The 16,107-nt window shown below is 65.7% G+C and carries 13 protein-coding genes; all 13 read right to left on the bottom strand.

Annotated features, from left to right (window positions below):
* Positions 1-7: 7 nt before the first annotated feature.
* Positions 8-466: a (2Fe-2S)-binding protein gene (locus ACVIW0_RS30310; RefSeq protein WP_461355683.1), complete on the bottom strand. Its 459-nt coding sequence runs from the start codon at positions 464-466 to the stop codon at positions 8-10.
* A gap of 16 nt (positions 467-482) precedes the next feature.
* Positions 483-1,376 carry an FAD binding domain-containing protein gene (locus tag ACVIW0_RS30305; protein WP_461355682.1) on the bottom strand — a complete coding sequence of 298 codons (894 nt, stop codon included), beginning with the start codon at positions 1,374-1,376 and terminating at the stop codon, positions 483-485.
* Positions 1,373-2,386 (bottom strand): ABC transporter permease, encoded by a 1,014-nt coding sequence (locus ACVIW0_RS30300; RefSeq protein ID WP_461355681.1) that lies wholly within the window; start codon positions 2,384-2,386, stop codon positions 1,373-1,375. Before ACVIW0_RS30300 ends, ACVIW0_RS30305 begins: the two co-directional genes overlap by 4 nt.
* On the bottom strand, positions 2,379-3,395 hold the full coding sequence (locus ACVIW0_RS30295; protein WP_461355680.1) for an ABC transporter permease: 1,017 nt from the start codon (positions 3,393-3,395) through the stop codon (positions 2,379-2,381). Before ACVIW0_RS30295 ends, ACVIW0_RS30300 begins: the two co-directional genes overlap by 8 nt.
* Complete coding sequence (locus ACVIW0_RS30290) at positions 3,392-4,930, bottom strand: sugar ABC transporter ATP-binding protein (RefSeq protein WP_461355679.1); 1,539 nt, start codon at positions 4,928-4,930, stop codon at positions 3,392-3,394. Before ACVIW0_RS30290 ends, ACVIW0_RS30295 begins: the two co-directional genes overlap by 4 nt.
* Before the next feature lie 86 nt (positions 4,931-5,016).
* Positions 5,017-6,126: a TMAO reductase system periplasmic protein TorT gene (gene torT / locus ACVIW0_RS30285; RefSeq protein WP_461355678.1), complete on the bottom strand. Its 1,110-nt coding sequence runs from the start codon at positions 6,124-6,126 to the stop codon at positions 5,017-5,019.
* A 105-nt stretch (positions 6,127-6,231) separates the two neighbouring features.
* Positions 6,232-8,193, bottom strand: a complete 1,962-nt coding sequence (locus ACVIW0_RS30280) for a hydantoinase B/oxoprolinase family protein (RefSeq protein ID WP_461355677.1) — start codon at positions 8,191-8,193, stop codon at positions 6,232-6,234.
* 3 nt (positions 8,194-8,196) lie between these two features.
* Positions 8,197-10,221, bottom strand: coding sequence for a hydantoinase/oxoprolinase family protein (locus ACVIW0_RS30275; protein WP_461357472.1), 2,025 nt, complete (start codon positions 10,219-10,221; stop codon positions 8,197-8,199).
* Between the two features lie 348 nt (positions 10,222-10,569).
* Positions 10,570-11,529 carry an AraC-like ligand-binding domain-containing protein gene (locus ACVIW0_RS30270; protein ID WP_461355676.1) on the bottom strand — a complete coding sequence of 320 codons (960 nt, stop codon included), beginning with the start codon at positions 11,527-11,529 and terminating at the stop codon, positions 10,570-10,572.
* A gap of 106 nt (positions 11,530-11,635) precedes the next feature.
* A complete protein-coding gene (locus tag ACVIW0_RS30265; protein ID WP_461355675.1) occupies positions 11,636-12,601 on the bottom strand; it encodes a LysR family transcriptional regulator in 966 nt (321 codons plus the stop codon).
* A 211-nt stretch (positions 12,602-12,812) separates the two neighbouring features.
* Positions 12,813-13,790 (bottom strand): 5-oxoprolinase subunit C family protein, encoded by a 978-nt coding sequence (locus tag ACVIW0_RS30260; RefSeq protein ID WP_461355674.1) that lies wholly within the window; start codon positions 13,788-13,790, stop codon positions 12,813-12,815.
* Positions 13,780-14,655 carry a 5-oxoprolinase subunit B family protein gene (locus ACVIW0_RS30255; RefSeq protein ID WP_461355673.1) on the bottom strand — a complete coding sequence of 292 codons (876 nt, stop codon included), beginning with the start codon at positions 14,653-14,655 and terminating at the stop codon, positions 13,780-13,782. The genes ACVIW0_RS30260 and ACVIW0_RS30255 overlap by 11 nt, the downstream gene beginning before the upstream one ends.
* Before the next feature lie 43 nt (positions 14,656-14,698).
* A complete protein-coding gene (locus ACVIW0_RS30250) occupies positions 14,699-16,099 on the bottom strand; it encodes an acetyl-CoA carboxylase biotin carboxylase subunit (RefSeq protein WP_461355672.1) in 1,401 nt (466 codons plus the stop codon).
* Positions 16,100-16,107: the final 8 nt, after the last annotated feature.

Here is a 16,107-nt window from a genome sequence, read left to right as displayed (position 1 = left end):
CTCCCGATCATCTCGTGGCCAAGGCGAGCAGGGCCGCCTCGACGATGCGTTCATATCCGGTGCAGCGGCAGATGTTTCCAGTCAGCGCGGCCCGGACGTCGTCACGGGTCGCGTCAGGCCGGGTCGTCAGGAGATGTGTCAAACTCACCACCATGCCGGGAAAGCACATGCCGCATTGGACGGCGTCGCTGGCCTCGAGCGCTATCTGGATACGGTTCAGTGCACCGTGCGGCGCGAGGCCTTCCACCGTGTGGATCTCGCGGCCATCGGCCAACGCTGCCGGCAGCAGGCAGGATGGCGTGGGCTCGCCGTCGACCAGCACCATGCAGGCGCCGCAAAAGCCCTCGCGACAGACCGGTTTCGCGCCGGTCAGATGCATCTCCTCGCGCAGGATGTCGACCAGCGGCGTGGCGGGGTCCGCCGCGCAGGAGAGACGATCGCCGTTGACGGTGAGGTTAAATGCCATGTCGATCCCCGCGGGTTCAGGAGCTGAGCGCCGCGATCGCCGCGCGGCGGACGAGGCCGGGCAGCACGCTGACGCGATACCAGGCCGGCGCATCGACGCTGTCGCGGCCGGCGAACTCGTCGCTCAGTTCGGCCGCTCCCCGAGCGGCTTCTGCGGCGTCGAGTGGACGTCCGAGCAGCGCCGCTTCCAGCCGTGGCCATCGCCGCGCGGTTGCCTCGATCGAGCCGACGGCGATCCGCGCGGCCTGGACACGGCTTGCCGCATCGAGGCTGACCGACATGCTGACGATGGCGACCGGGTAGTCGCCTGATCTGCGCAGCGGCAGCCGGACATGGGCCGTCTTGCGCTCGATCCGGGGCAGGATGATCCGTGTCACCAGGCGGCCGGGCGCGAGCGTTGACCTGATATTGAGGAAATCCGTCAGGCTGAGATACTCGCGACCGCCCCGGTCGGAGATCTCGACATCGGCATCGAGACAGAGCAGCGCCGGCACGCAATCTGCCGCCGCAAATTCCGATGTCGCAAGGTTGCCGCCGATCGTTGCCATCGCGCGGATCGCGGGATTGGCAGAGTGTCCGGCCGCCGCTGCGAGGCCGGCCAACTCCGGATGACCGGCGAGGGCCGCCGCCAAGGCGGCATGCGTGACGGCCGCGCCGATCTCGATGGCATCGCTGCCGATCCGGACCGCCGTCATCTCGGCTATTCTTCCGATAGCGACGTAATGCGTCTTGAGCGGCTGGTGCCGGAGCGGCGACCGCATGATCCAAGTGCCGCCGGCGAAGGGGGCGCCGGCTGCACCGTGTTCACTCAGCGCATCGAGCGCAGCGGTGAGCGAGGGGGCGACGTAAATCGATGTCGACGCATCGCGTGTCCCGACTGCGCTGTTCTGGACGGGTGATCCCGACATCATTGGCGTCGCTCCTGCCGCAGGCGATCCAGCAGGACGCCGATGATGACGATCGCGCCGAGCACGACCATCTGGACGTATCCGTCGATCCGGGTGAGGTTCATGCCGTTGGAGAGAATGGTGATGAACAGCGCACCGAGCACGGCGGTGCCGACCCCGCCGCGACCGCCTGCCAGGCTGGTTCCGCCGACCACGGCGCCGGCGATCGCCTGCAGCGAGAGCGCGCCGCCGAGGTTCGGTTCGCCCGAGCCGGTCCGCGCCGTCATCATGATCGCGCCCAGCGCGGCTAGTCCCGAGCACAGCACATAGGTCGCGACCAGAATGCGCTTGACCGGCAGGCCGGCGACCGCCGCGGCGCGCGGGTTGGTGCCGATCAGGTAAAGCGAGCGGCCGAACACGGTGCGCGCCAGCAACAGATGAAGCAAGACGCCGATCGCAACGGTGATCGCGATCGCCGCCGGCACACCGAACAGGCTGCCGCCGTAGAAGATCTGCGAGAACAGCGGCGGCACGCCCTGCACCGGACGTCCGGACGAAAGGGTGGTCGCGATCCCGATCGCGATATTGTAGCTGCCGAGCGTCGCGACGAACGGATTGACCCCGAGCAGCGCGATGACCACGCCGTTGAACAGGCCGCACGCGATGCCGAGCGCGAAACCGGCCGCGAGCCCGGCGAGCAGCACGGCAGCCGCGCCATGGCCCGACGCGGTGGCGCCGGCCATCGCCAGCGCAGTGCCGACGCTGACCATCGATACGGTGGGGCCAAGGGCGAGGTCGAAGCCGCGGGTCAGGATGACGACGGTCTGCGCCATCGCGAACAGGGCGAGGTAACTGGTTTGCTGCGCGATGTTGAGCAGGTTGGCCGATGACAGCACGCCGTGGTCGACCGTAGCAAAGCCGAGCAGCAGCACCACCAGGGCAACCGGCAGGATCGCGCTCCAGAACCGGCGGCTCACCGTCAGTTGCGGGCGATCGGGGTCCTTGGCACCGACAGCCAATTCGAGATCAGACACGCGGCTTGCTCCGTCGGCTGAGTTCGTCGAGCGCCACGGCTGCGACCATGATGACGCCGAGGAAGACCGGCTGAAGGCGGGAGTCGACGTGCAGCAGGTTGAGTGCGTTGCCGAGGATCGTCAGGAACAGCGCACTGACGGCGACAATCTCGACGCGCCCGAGGCCGCCGCGCAGGCTGACGCCGCCGATCACGGCGGCAGCGATCGACTGCAGCATCATCCGGTCGCCGCCGAAGCTGGCCTGGCCGGAGCCGACCTGCGCGGTCAGCAGGATGCCGGTCAATGCCGCAAGCACGCTTGAGACGACGTAGGTGCCGACGATATGGCGCTGAATCGTCACGCCCGACACCACGGCGGCATCGACATTGCCGCCGATCGCGTAGACGTAACGGCCGAACAGGGTGCGCCGCTGTGCGAACACCATCACGAGGATCACGATCAGCGCGACATGCACCGCGGTCGGCAGTCCGAGCGCCTGGGCGCGGCCAAAGCCTTTCACGAAGCTCTCCGGCATGCCGTAGATCGGGATGCCATTGGTGATCATCAAGCCGACGCCCGCCGTCGCCGACATCGTGCCGAGCGTCACCACGAAGCCGGAGACCTTGAGCTTTGCCACACAGAAGCCGTTGACGAGCCCGACCACGGCCCCCGAGCCGAGCCCGGTGACAACACCGCTTGCAATGATCAGGGCGTTGTTGCCGGGAAACGCGTTAGCCGTCGCCGCCATGGCTTTTGCGGTGACGACGCTCGCCAGCGCGACGACAGCGCCGACCGAAAGATCGAAGCCGCCGGCGATGATGACCAATGCCTGGCCGCAGGCGACGATCGCGAGCAGGGAGGCGTTGCGCAGGATGTTGAGGATGTTGATGATGCCGTAGAACTGCGGATCGACCGCCGACATGCCGGCCACGAGCATCACCAGCAAAGCCGGCAAGAATCCGATCCGGCTGGCGATTGATCGCAGGTTGAGCGTGCCATGCGGATTGGCGGTGACCAGCGCCGTAGTCATGCGACCTCCGCGGTGAGGTGATCGCGGAAGAAGCTCGACAGCACGTTCTGCTCGGTCTTCTCGGCTCCCTTGAGTTCGGCGGCGATGCGGCCGTGATGCATGACGTAGAGCCGGTTCGACAGCGCCAGCACCTCCGGCAATTCCGACGACACCACGATCACGGCGGCGCCGACCTCGATCAGGCGCTTCATGAATTCGTAGACTTCGAGCTTGGCGCCGACGTCGATCCCGACGCTCGGCTCGTCGAACAGGAACACGGTCAGTTCGCGCGTCAGCGCGCGTCCCAGCATCACCTTCTGGCGGTTGCCGCCGGACAATGCGCCGGCGCTGCGTTCGATGTTCAACGGCCGTAGCTGCAGCTGCTCCATGATGCCCGAAATCGTCATGCGCTCGGCGGCTTGCCGCAAGATGCCGAAGCGGGCGAAGGCGGGCAAATCGAGCCCGGTCATCGACGCGTTCTCGCGGATCGGTCGCGACAGCGCGAGGCCCTCGGCGATCCGGTTGGCAGGGAAATAGGCGATGCCGCGTTTGAGGCTTCGCCTGGGCGTCGGAAATTCGTAAGGCAAGCCGTCGATCCGGATCACGCCCGCCGCCGCGGGTTCGATGCCGTAGATCGCGCGGATCAACTCCGACTTGCCGCAGCCGACGAGACCCGCGATGCCGGTGATCTCGCCGGCGCAGGCATGGAAATTCACCTCCTGCACGCTGCCGTCGGCGAGCGTCAGGCCTTCGATGTCGACCATCACCTTGTCGGGGCGATGCGCGATGGTCGGAAACAGCAGGTCGATCTTGCGGCCGGTCATCAATTCCACCAGTTCGCCGTCCGTCGACCCCGCCGCGTCGAGGGTCTGGATATGACGGCCGTCGCGCAGCACCGTGACGCGGTCGGCAAGCGCGCGGATCTCGCGCATGCGGTGCGAGACGTAGATCAGCCCGACATTCTGGCTCTTCAGGCGCGCGATCAGCTCGAACAGCCGTCCCGTCTCGCGCTCGGTCAACGAGGCGGTCGGCTCGTCGAGGATCAAAAGGCGGACACGGCCGAGCAACGCCTTGGCGATCTCGGCCATCTGCTGGTGCGCGCGGGAGAGGTCATCGACCCGTTGCGACGGATCGAGGTCGAAGCCGAGCTCGTCGATCAGCGCCCTGGCGCGCTTGCGCATCTCGCGTGAGCGCAGCACCCCGCCATGGGTGATCTCGCGGCCAAGGAACAGGTTCTCTTCGACGGTAAGACTCGGGATCAGCGAGAATTCCTGAAACACCGGACTGATGCCGATCTCGCGGGCCCGTTGCGGCGTCAGATGGTGGATCTGCTCGCCGCCGAAATGGAAGGTGCCTTCGTCGGGTGGAAAGGTACCCGATATGACGTTGATCAGGGTCGACTTGCCAGCGCCGTTCTCGCCGAACAGCACGTGAAGTTCGCCGGCGTGGACATCGAGGTCGACGCGGTCGAGCGCACGGACGCCGGTGAATCGCTTCGATATCCCCCGCAATCGCAGCAGAGGCTCGGCCGGCTTCGGGGCGATCTCGACGTCCATCCGCTTCTCCGTGGGGTGGGTCGTGGGCGAAGGCGAGGGCGTTGCTCCCGCCTTAGGCCGGCTTACTTGAGCAGTTACTTGATCAGTTATTTGGCCTTGACCGAGTAGACCGGCGTCCAGCTTGCCGGCGCCAGCACGAGATCCATCTGCAATTTCGGCACGGTGGTCTTGTCGATCACTGCGGCCACCGGCTGGACCAGGCTCATGACCGGCTTCTTCTCGATGAGACGCACCGCCTGGTCGATGGCGATAGCGCCTTCGCCGACCGGATATTGGGTTGCGAAGGCGAGGATGTCGCCGCGGTTCAGCGCGTCGAGCATGGCCTGGTTCTCGTAGGACGACACGATCTTCAGATCGCTTCGGCCGGCCTCGGCCACCGCGCCGATGGCGGCCTCGGCGGTCGGCGCGGTACCCCAGATCACGTTCATGCCGGGATAGGCCTGCAACGCGTCCTGAATCAGCTGAAGCTGCACGGCGACGCCGGAGTCGCCGAACTTCTCAGCCAGGATCTTGGCGTTCGGGTTCTTGGCGACCGCCTTTTTGAACCCCTCATTGAACGACTCCGCCCAGCCCGAGCCGGCCGGACCGGGGAACGTCACGATGTTGAGCTTGTCGCCGGGCTTGGTCTGCGCCAGCAGGCCGTCGCCGGTGACCTCGCCCATGGCGACGAAGTCGACATAGTTGGCCGCAGGCAGCGCGTTGGGCGGCAGCGGGTTGGTGACCCCGACCACCGGCACGCCCTTGGCCTTGGCCTCCTCGAACTTCTTGCTGAGGCCCGCGCCGGAGATCGCGCCGACGATGATCGCGTCCGGTCCGCTCGCCATGCAGTCATCGAATTGCGACAGCTGCTTGGGCAGGTTCTCGTAACCTCCGGCCTCGTAGAGGTTCATGTTGACGTTCATCGTCTCGGCCTGTTTCACGATGCCGTAGGCGACCGCGACCCAGAAACTGTCCTTCATGTGCGGAAACAGCACACAGAGCTTGTAGGGCTTCTCGGCCTTCGGCAGCGGCGTGTATTCGGCCGGCTTCGGTGTCCCGGATGAGGTGTCATAAACCTTCATTGGAAACCAGGGCGTCTCGGCTGCCGCCAGTGCCGGAGTGGTGGCGCTGGCAAGCGCGAGGCCGGCGGCGATGCCGAGCACGGAGCGGATCGGCCGTTGTCGGTTGGGAGAAAGGCACGTCGTGATCGTCGTCATAGCGCAATCCTCATGGTTCGAATGAATTTGCAGGGGGCGGTGATTTCGAATCCTCTCTCGATAGACGGTCCGCGCCGCTGATGGCGGCGCGGACGTCGATGGCAATTAGCCCGGTCTCCACATCGCGACCGAGCGCCGCTCGAATGCCTCGCGGAATTGACGGGTGGACTCGGGAAGCAAGGCGCCGGTGCCCCAGTCGAGGATCACCGCGTGGCTGCGGATCACGTCGAGCGCGTCGATCTCGCCGCTCCGGTAGCGCTGCGCCACCTGCTCGGGATCGAGCCGGACATTGGCAACGCGCTCGGCGCGGATTTTTGCGCGCAGCGCCGCGGTCGCGACCTTGTCGACCTCGTAATTGCAGAGCTCGGCGTCGATGGTGTGCACCACGACGCCGTAGTCCTTGGCGGCGCGCGCGACCGAGACATAATCGTCCTTGATGTCCTCGATCACGAGGTTCGGATCGCGCTCCAGCGGGTCGCCAAAGCCGCCGCCGCCGGCAGTCGGACGCGAGAAGACGTCGCCTTCGCCGATCGGCACATCCGAGAAGATCGAGCCGAGCCGTTCCTCGGCCGTGCTGCCCGCGCGCTTCAAGGTGAGGCCGTGCGGCATCGACGGCAAGCCACCCTCGATGCCCCACACGATGGCGCGCTCGCGGTCGCAGATATAGGAGATCACGGTCTTCTCGGCCTGCAGCATCCGCGACGTCTTCATGACGCCAGCGCCGCCGCGCCATTTGCCGGGGCCGGGCGAGTCCCTGAGGATCTCGCATTCGGTGGTCAGGATCGGATTGGCGCGCTCCTGGCCCTCGACCGGTTGCGACATCAACCCGGTGCCGAAGCAGGCGGTCGTGACGTTGCTGCCGTCCTTGCCGTTGCGTCCGCCCCAGCCGCCGGGCAGCCAGTCGTAGAACATGAAGATCGGCTTGTCGGAGCTGCGCGCATCGAGGCCGCCGGTGAGCAGATATTCGAGATTGAAGGCGCAGGCGAGTGCGCGCTCCGGCATCAGCTTCGACCACATTTCGTAGATCGAGTTCATGATCTTCTCGAACGGCATCAGAAAGCCGGTGACCGCGATCGGCCATTTGGCGTCGACGATCGAGCCTTCGGGCGCGATGATCTCGAAGCAGCGGTAGAAGCCGGAATTGAGCGGCAGATCCGGGAAGAAGGTCTTCATGCCGGCGGCGACGGCGGAAAACGTCGCGCCGAACGCCGAGTTGTAGATCGAGCCGATGGTCGGATGGCTGCCGGTGAAGTCGTAGATCGCGCGGTCGCCCTTGATCGTCAGCTTGATGCGGATCGGGATCATGCCTTCGCCGCCGGCCGGGTCGCGGTCGATGAAGTCGACCGTCTCCCATTCGCCGTCGGGGAGTGCTGCGATGCGCTGGCGCGCCGAGCGCTCGACATAGTCCTGCACGGCGGCGAGCCCGGTCTCGACGGTATCGCGGCCGTATTTGCCGACCAGGCGCAGGATCTCGCGTTCGCAAACCGCCGTCGCCTCGGCCTGGGCCTGGATGTCGCCGATGATCGAGGCCGGATCGCGTGTGTTGGAGGCGATCAGATGCGCGACATCCTTGCGCAGCCCATTTTTGTCGAACAGGCGGACCGGCGTGATGCGCAGGCCCTCGCGGAACATCTCGCGGGCGGCGACGTCGAACGATCCCGGCACGCTGCCGCCGACATCAGACCAGTGTCCGTTGGACTGGCTGAAAGCGATGATCTTGCCGTCGGCGAAGATCGGACGGATGAGCCGCACGTCGGAGAAGTGCGTGCCGCCGGCATAGGGGTCGTTGATGGCGAAGACGTCGCCTTCATGCATGTCGCCCTCGAAATGGCGCATGACGTCCTTGCAGGTGAAATGCAGCGTGCCGACGTGGACGGCGATATCCTGGTTGCCTTGCGCGGCGCATTCGCCATTGGCGTCATGTAGCGCGCTCGAGAAATCGCGGTTGTAGATCACGAAGGAGTAGCAGGTCCGCAACACCTGCTCGCCCATCTGGTCGACGCTGGTGATGAAGGAGTTTTTCAGAACCTCGAAGGTCACGGGGTCGAGCGGGAGAGCTCCGGTCATGGCTCACTCCTTCACGCGGATGATGATGTTGAGATATTTGTCGACCTCGGCGCTGGCACCGGGCGGCACGACGGTGGTGGCATCGACCTGCTCGATGATCGCGGGGCCTTGAAAGGAGAAGCCGCAGGGCAGGTCGTCGCGCTGATAGACGGGCGTATCGAGCCCGCTGCCCTCGAACCAGACCCTGCGGCGGCTGACCGGCCCGGGGCTAGCGCCAGTCGGCGTGTGAATGGCGAACTCGGCCTTGGGCACCACGCCCACGGCCTTCAGATTGAGGCGGAAGAAGCTGACCGGCGCGCTGTCGCGGCGGAAGTTGTATTCGCGCTGGTGTTCGGCGTGGAAGCTTTGCACCAGATCGGAAATCGCTGCGATCGGACGCAGCGCGTTCACCGCGAGCGAACGCCACTGGCCGCGATACATCATGTCGATCGACCGCTGCAGCACGATGTCCTGCTGGGCGACGCCCTCATGGGTCAGACGTGCCAGCGCCGCTTTCTCGAGCTCGGCGAATTGCGCCTCGATCTCGGCAGCGTCGGCGTCGGCCGCATCGACCATGCAGCTCTGCGAGAAATCGTGCTGCACGTCGACAAGCAGGCATCCGAGCGCGGAGGTCACGCCGGGATTGGGCGGCACGATCACGACGGGAATCGCCAGCTCGCGCGCGACATCGACGCCATGCAGGGCGCCGGCGCCGCCGAACGCGACCAACGCAAAGTCGCGCGGATCGTAGCCGCGGCTGATCGAGATCAGCCGCACCGCATCCGACATGTTGGCATTGGCGACCTTGACGATCGCGTCCGCGGCCTCATGCAGGCCGAGGCCGAACGGCTTGGCAACGCCGTCTTCGACTGCCTGCGCGGCCAATGCGGGGTCGAGCTTGACCTTGCCGCCGGCGAGATCGGTGCCGAGGCGCCCCAGCGTCACATTGGCGTCGGTGTTGGTCGGCTGCGTGTTGCCGTTGCCATAGCAGGCCGGTCCCGGGTGCGCGCCGGCCGATTGCGGGCCGTTGCGCAGCGAACCGGCCGGATCCGTCCACGCCAGCGAGCCGCCGCCGGCGCCGATGGTGAGCACTTCGATCGAGGCAAAGCGGATCGGATAGCCGAATTCGATGTGCCAGTCCTTGGTGATGCGCGACTGCCCCTCATAAGCCAGCGACACGTCGGTGGAGGTGCCGCCCATGTCGAGGCCGATCGAGTTCGGAAAGCCGCAGAGGCCGGCGATATAGCGGCTGGCGATGGCGCCCGCGGCGATGCCGGAGCCGGCCAGGCGCGCCGCAAAATCCTTGACGCTTGCCGGCGTCATCACGCCGCCGCCGGTGTGCAGCAGCAGCAGATCGCGGCTGTAGCCTTCCTGCGCCAGGCGCTCGCCAAGCCGGCTCGTGTAGGTGACGACGACCGGGCTCACGACGGCATTGGCCACCGTGGTCGAGAACCGCTCGTGCTCGAAGATCTCGGGAAGCACCTGCGAGGAGATCGAGATCGGAATATCGGGCATTTCCGCCAGCAGGATGTCGCGCATGGCGCGCTCGTTGGTGCCGTTGAGATAGGCGTTCATGAAACAGACGGCGACCGCGGCGACGCCGCGACGCTTCAGGATGCGGGCGACGTTGCGCGCGGCGTCGACGTCGAGCGGCTCGATCACGGTGCCTGCGGCATCGACGCGCTCGGGGACGGTCAGACGGTCGCGTCGCGGCACATAGGGTCGGACCACGTCCTTGTAGGTGTCCCAGAGGTCTTCCTTGTTGGCGCGGCGGATCTCGATGACGTCGCGGAACCCTTTGGTGGTAACGACGGCGGTGCGCGGCAGGCGGCGCGTGATCAGCGCGTTGGTGGCAACCGTCGTGCCGTGCGAGAACAGCGCCACCCTGGACAGGTCGATCCCGGCCTTGGACACGCCGCCCATGATGCCGTCGATCGGATCGCGCGTGGAGGAGGTCTTTTCGATGCGGATGAGACCGGTGGTCTCGTCCATAATGCAGATGTCGGTGAACGTGCCACCGACATCGACAGCAACACGAAGGTCCTGCACCATGCGTCTTCCTTTCGAACAAGCGTTTCGCCGATCTTAGGCAGAGCGGCGGCTTGTCTTCTTGACGCTGAGCGCAGGAAGATTTGTGCGAGAGAGCGCACCCGCACCGGGGGCAGGGCTATCGCATATAGCCCGCCGCGCGCAGGGGCGCACTGCAAAACATCGAAAACAACCCCATGCAAAGGAGCCGGCGGCGTGCCGGCACTCGACGCCGCAACTTGACATGTCGGGCAAATCAGTGGCATAATTCTATTATTCAGAAGATTCGGATTGCCTGCACGGGGGCATCCGTGCCCGGAGCGGCTGCGGTTTGCCTAGGAAACGATCAGGCGGAGGCCGATGCCGCCGTCAGGCATTGGCGGTGCGCGAGGTGGCGCGTGCCTCGCTCGGGGTGCAGCCGAACCGGCTCCGATAGTTGCGGCTGAACTGCGCCTGGTCGGCAAAGCCCCATTGATAGGCGATTTCCGAAATGCTCTTGCGGCAGCTCGCATCGCGCAGCAGGGCGTCGCACATCGAAAGCCGCTGGTTGCGGATATAGGCGCAGACGGTCAGGCCTTCGCCCTCGAAGATCTGGTGCAGATAGCGCAGCGAAATGCCGCAGCCATCGGCGATCATCTGCGGCGTCAGCCGCATGTCGTCGAGGCGCGTGCGAATGAACTGCTCGCAGCGCAGCAGATGGCCGTTGCGCACCGAGGACGAATGGCCGGTCAGCACGCGGTCGTCGGATTCGATGGCCATCGCAAGCAGTTCGATCAGGTGCTTGCCCATCATCGCGCGCGCCGTCTCGTCCATTTCCTCGATGCGCTCGGCGGAGAGCCGCAGCGTGTCGACGAACAGCGCGCCGACGCTGCGGCTGGCGTCGAATTGCAGCGTGGCAAGGCGCTCGGGGCGGCTGATGCGGGCGCGCAGCACGGCGCTCGGGATCTTCAGGCACCACAGCGCCGTCGGATCCTGATGGCTGAACTCGTAGGGCAAGTGGCTGCGCTCGATCAGGAATGCGCCGGGACGGCAGTGCACGACCTTGCCGTCCTGCTCGAAGCGGATTTCGGCAAGTTCGGGCACCGTGATCAGGAAGGATTCCTCCCGCTCGCTCAGGAGGTGCCGCTCATGGCGCTTGTACAGCAGGCCATTGGCGATGTTGCGCGAGACCGACAGGGGACCCATCGACCAGGCGCCGAGGCGCGCATTGAAGTCGCGTGTGCTCGGGAAGCGCAGGTCGAGCGAGTAATAGGTTCGCGACACCACCTCCTGCCAGTACTGGCGGCGGCTCTGCAACGGGATGTCGTTGGTGGTGTAGGTGACTTGCATCTCTCACTCCCCGCCGCCGGCTGAGCCTCCGGTCGTCGTGTCCCCGGACAAAGTTTGGCGAGGACTGCCGGATCGCGTCAAGTCGAATAAAACGGAAACAGGTATTCTAGATTTCGATTGCCTCCTCGGCCTGGTGCCGGTGGTCGATGCTGACCGGCGGTCGGCCCGGGCCCACGCCGGCAACCGCAAAGCGCATGAAATCGCGGAATGCCATCGCGGCGTCCGACGGCTTAGTGTCGCGACGCCAGGCCAGGCCGATGTCCATGCTGGGCACCTCGTCCTCGACGACGCGGGTCTCGATCCGCTGCCCTTCCAGCGACCAGGGCCGGTAGATCAGGTCGGAGAGGATGGCGATCCCCATGCCGCCGGCGACCATCGAGCGCACGGCTTCGACTGAGGACGTGCGGAAGATCGTCTTCGGCTCGAGCGAGGCGTTGCTCCAGTAGCGCATCGAGGTGTGCTTGGCCTCGTCGACGGTGAGCATGACGTACGGATAGGTCGCGATCTCGGCGAGATGAACCCGCTCGGCGCGGGTCAGCGGATGTTCCGGCGCGAGCCACAGCCGGCGTGGTGATCGCAGCAACGTCTCGCTGGTGAGTTTGGCGTTATCGCGCAAATTGGAAACCAGCATCACCGCGAGATCGAGCGCGCCATCGACCAGCGCGCGTTCGAGCACGTCGCGCGGTGCTTCGAACAGCTCGATCGTGATGCCCGGGAAACTCGCCTGGAAGCGCTTCTGATGGCGCGGCAGGAAGTAGCCCGACACGGTATAGGTGACGCCGATGCGGATCGTCCCGAACAAGGGCCCGGCGGACATCTGCGTGCTGCGCACCGCTTCGGCGACGGTGGCGAGGATTTGACGGCCCTGTGACAGGAACCGGCTGCCCTCCATGGTGACGGTCACGCCGTTCGGCGTGCGTTCCAGCAGGCGCGCGCAGACGGTCGCTTCGAGCTGCTGAATGGCCGCGGTGACCGCGGATTGCGAGACATTGAGGTCGATCGCCGCCTGGCTGATCCGCCCGGTCTCGGCGGCGGCGACAAAGTAGCGGATTTGTTTCAGAGAAACGGACATCGCGGTTGTTCCGATGTTGCCTAACCCATGAGCGGTGTTCCTCAGCCCATCGGTATTCATTGCAACTCTCGTGCCGACAGGCCGGGAAATCGCAGTGATGCCGATTTCAGACGTGAGAGGCCGCAACCGACGGCAGAAGCGCAGGACGTCACCATGCGCGGTCACCGATCGATGACCGCGGGCGTTGGCGAACAGGGCAGTTGACTGGCGATTATGCCAGTGCGCTGTGCAGCCTGCCGAGCAACTCCGAGCGGCTTTTGCGGGCCGCGAGCGCCTCGTTCATGTCGACCTTGACGAATTTCACCGGCGTGTTGGGTTGCAACTGGCCGATCAGATCCATATCGGCGGCAATCACGGTGCCGACCATGAAGTAGCCGCCGCCGGAGACGGCATCACGATGCAGCACGATCGGCTCGGTGCCGCCGGGAACCTGGATCGAGCCGTAAGGATAGCAGGCGTCGGTGATGTTGGATGGATCGGAGCCCGCGCCGAACGGCGGTTCGCGCGGAACGAATTCGAGCGGCTTGCCGCCCTTGAAGCGGTAGCCGATCCGGTCCGCTTCCGGCGCGACCTTCCAGGTGTCGGAGAAGAACCCCGTGCCGGCCGCCTCGGTGATGCGGTGCCAATAGAGGCCAGGCATGGCGCGCAGTTCCGTAGGCATTCCCGCCGGTTGTCCGCGCAATTCCCTGGCAACAACGCGGCCGTCCTTGATGGTCGCAGCCGCCCTGCCGACCGGCAGCTCGTCGCCGGCCTCGAGCTTGCGGCCCTTGAACCCGCCGAGCGCGCCGAGCGCATAGGTCGAGCGCGAGCCGAGCACCACGGGCACATCGATGCCGCCGGCGACGGCGATGTAGCCGCGCGCGCCCTGCTTGAGGAAGTCGAAGGAGAGAATCTGGCCGCGCTTCACCCTGAAGCTGGTCCAGGTCTCGCGCGGCTCGCCGTCGAGCTTCGGCGGCAGCTCCGCGCCGGTGACTGCGACGATCGCGTCCTCGGTGAACTCGAGCTCGGGTCCCATGAACACGGCTTCGAGCACCGCCGCGCCCGCCTCGTTGCCGACCAGGAGGTTGGCTGCGACCAGTGCGTGACGGTCCATGCCGCCGGAGAGCGGAATGCCGATGTGATAATAGCCGGGACGTCCGAGGTCCTGCACGGTGGTGGCAAGACCCGGCTTCAAAACCTTAACGGCCATGGAGAACTCCATCGAGCTTGCTGTTGTAGCCATCGATGTCGCGGTTGAACTCGGTCAGCGAGAACGAGACATCACGGATGATTGGAGCAAAACGCCCGGCGTCGACGTCGGCGACCGCGGCGTCATAGGCCGGCCGGTCGATCGGCTTCCACTTCACGATGTCGCCCGGTTTGAACAGGCACATGAAGTCGCGCAGATAGCTGATGCTCTGGTTGGGATCGTAGATCGGCATCGGCGTGATGCCGAACATCTGATAGCCGCCGGCGCCGCGCACCGAGTAGATGCAGCTGAAGCAGCCGCCATGCCCGACAGTGAGTTTCGGCGTGTCGGTGCGCGGGCGAAGATATTTCGGGGCTTGCAGTTGCCGCTTGCGCTCGACCATCTGGTAGAGGAACGGAAGTCCGGCGACGAAACCGACCATCGAGACGAACCAGGGCGCGCTGGAATGCGCCTTGATGAAGGCGTCGACGCTGTCGAGGCCGTTGATGCGCGCGGCGTATTCGAGGTCGGTGCCTTCGGGATTCTGATGCCGCTCGCGGAAGCGCATCAGGGTCTCGTGCGTCCAGGGATCGTTGTAGAGCACGGGAATCTCGATGATCCGCGTCTTGATCACCGGCTCCGATTTCTCGGATGCGGAATCCAGCCGCTTCAGCTCGGCAAGCAGATCGTCGGGCTTGATCTGGTCGGGATCGAACTTGACCTGATAGGACGCGTTAGCCGGACAGATTTCCGTGACGCCCTTGATCTTGGCGTCGCGCACCGCATTGGTGATGAAGAGGCTCTTGAAAAAGGCCTCGAGCGACATCGCCTCGCCGACCTCGGCGAAGATGTGCTCGTCGCCGCCGAAGGAAAATCGGGTTTGCATGACTAGCGGCCTCCTGTTGCTGGCGGGGCGGATTGTCTCGTGATCATGAGGCGGCCTTTGCGGCCGATGGCGGTGGGGTGGTGGCAAGGGCTGCGGCATGGGACTCCAGCCACGGCTCGAGCCACGCCGTGTGGAAGCGTCCGGCCTTGACGTCGGCGTCGCGCGCCAGTGCCTGATGCAGCGGCTTGGTCGTGAAAATGCCGTCGACATCGAGCCCGGCCAGCGCGCGCTCGAGCTTGGCGATGGCGCTCGGCCGGTCCTTGTCGTGCACGATCAGCTTGCCGAGCAGGCTGTCGTAGAACGGAGGCACCGTGTAGCCCTGATAGAGCATGCTATCGAAGCGCACGCCGTCGCCGCCGGGCACGCCGAGCCCGCTCACCGTGCCCGGATTGGGCAGGAAATTCCTGGCCGGGTCCTCGGCATTGATGCGGACCTCGATCGAATGGCCGCTGACGCGCACCTCGTCCTGACGGATGCGCAACGGCTCGCCGCCGGCGATCCGGATCATCTCGCGCACGAGGTCGATGCCGGTGATCATTTCGGTGACGGGATGCTCGACTTGGATGCGGGTGTTCATTTCCAGGAAGTAGAATTCGCCGGTCGTTTCGTCGTAGAGATATTCAAGCGTCCCGGCGCCGCGGTAATGGACCGCCTTGGCCAGCGCCACGGCGGAGGTGCAGAGCTTTTCGCGCACGGCCTGGGTGAGCGAGGGCGAGGGGGCCTCTTCCCAGACCTTCTGGCGGCGCCGCTGCAACGAGCATTCACGCTCGAAGCAATGGATCACGTCGCGGCCGTCGCCCAGCACCTGGACCTCGATATGCCGCGCGCCTTCGATCAGCTTCTCGACGTAGAGCCCGCCATCGCCAAACGCCGCGAGCGCCTCGGCCTGCGCCTGCGGCATCAGATGATGGAATTCCTCCGTGGAGCGCGCGATGCGAATGCCGCGCCCGCCACCGCCAGCGGCGGCCTTGATCATGACGGGGAAACCGGTTGTCTCGACCAGCGCGAAGGCTGCGTCCGCCGACTCCAGCCGTCCCTCGCTGCCGGGGACCGTTGGCACGCCGGCCGCGGCGGCGGCCTTGCGTGCCGCGACCTTGTCACCCATCAGCCGGATCGATTGCGCGGTCGGGCCGACGAAGACCAGTCCGGCCGCTTCGACCGCGGCCGCGAACTCGGCATTCTCGGCCAGGAAGCCGTAGCCGGGATGGATGGCATCGGCGCCGGTGCTCTGCGCCGCGGCGAGGATAGCCGCCTGGTTGAGATACGATTTCGACGCCTGCGGCGGACCGATATCGATCGCTTCGTCGGCGAGCCGGACCGCGAGCGAGTCCTTGTCGGCCTTGCTGTAGACCTGGACGGTTGCAATGCCGAGATCGCGCGCTGCGCGAATGATGCGCACCGCGATCTCGCCGCGATTGGCTATGAGGAGCTTCTTGATCGCCATGGCTGGTC

The sequence above is a fragment of the Bradyrhizobium sp. USDA 4454 genome (genome assembly GCF_054822705.1).
The sequence above is the reverse complement of the archived record's forward strand: the minus strand, read 5'-3'. Positions and strand labels throughout refer to the sequence as shown.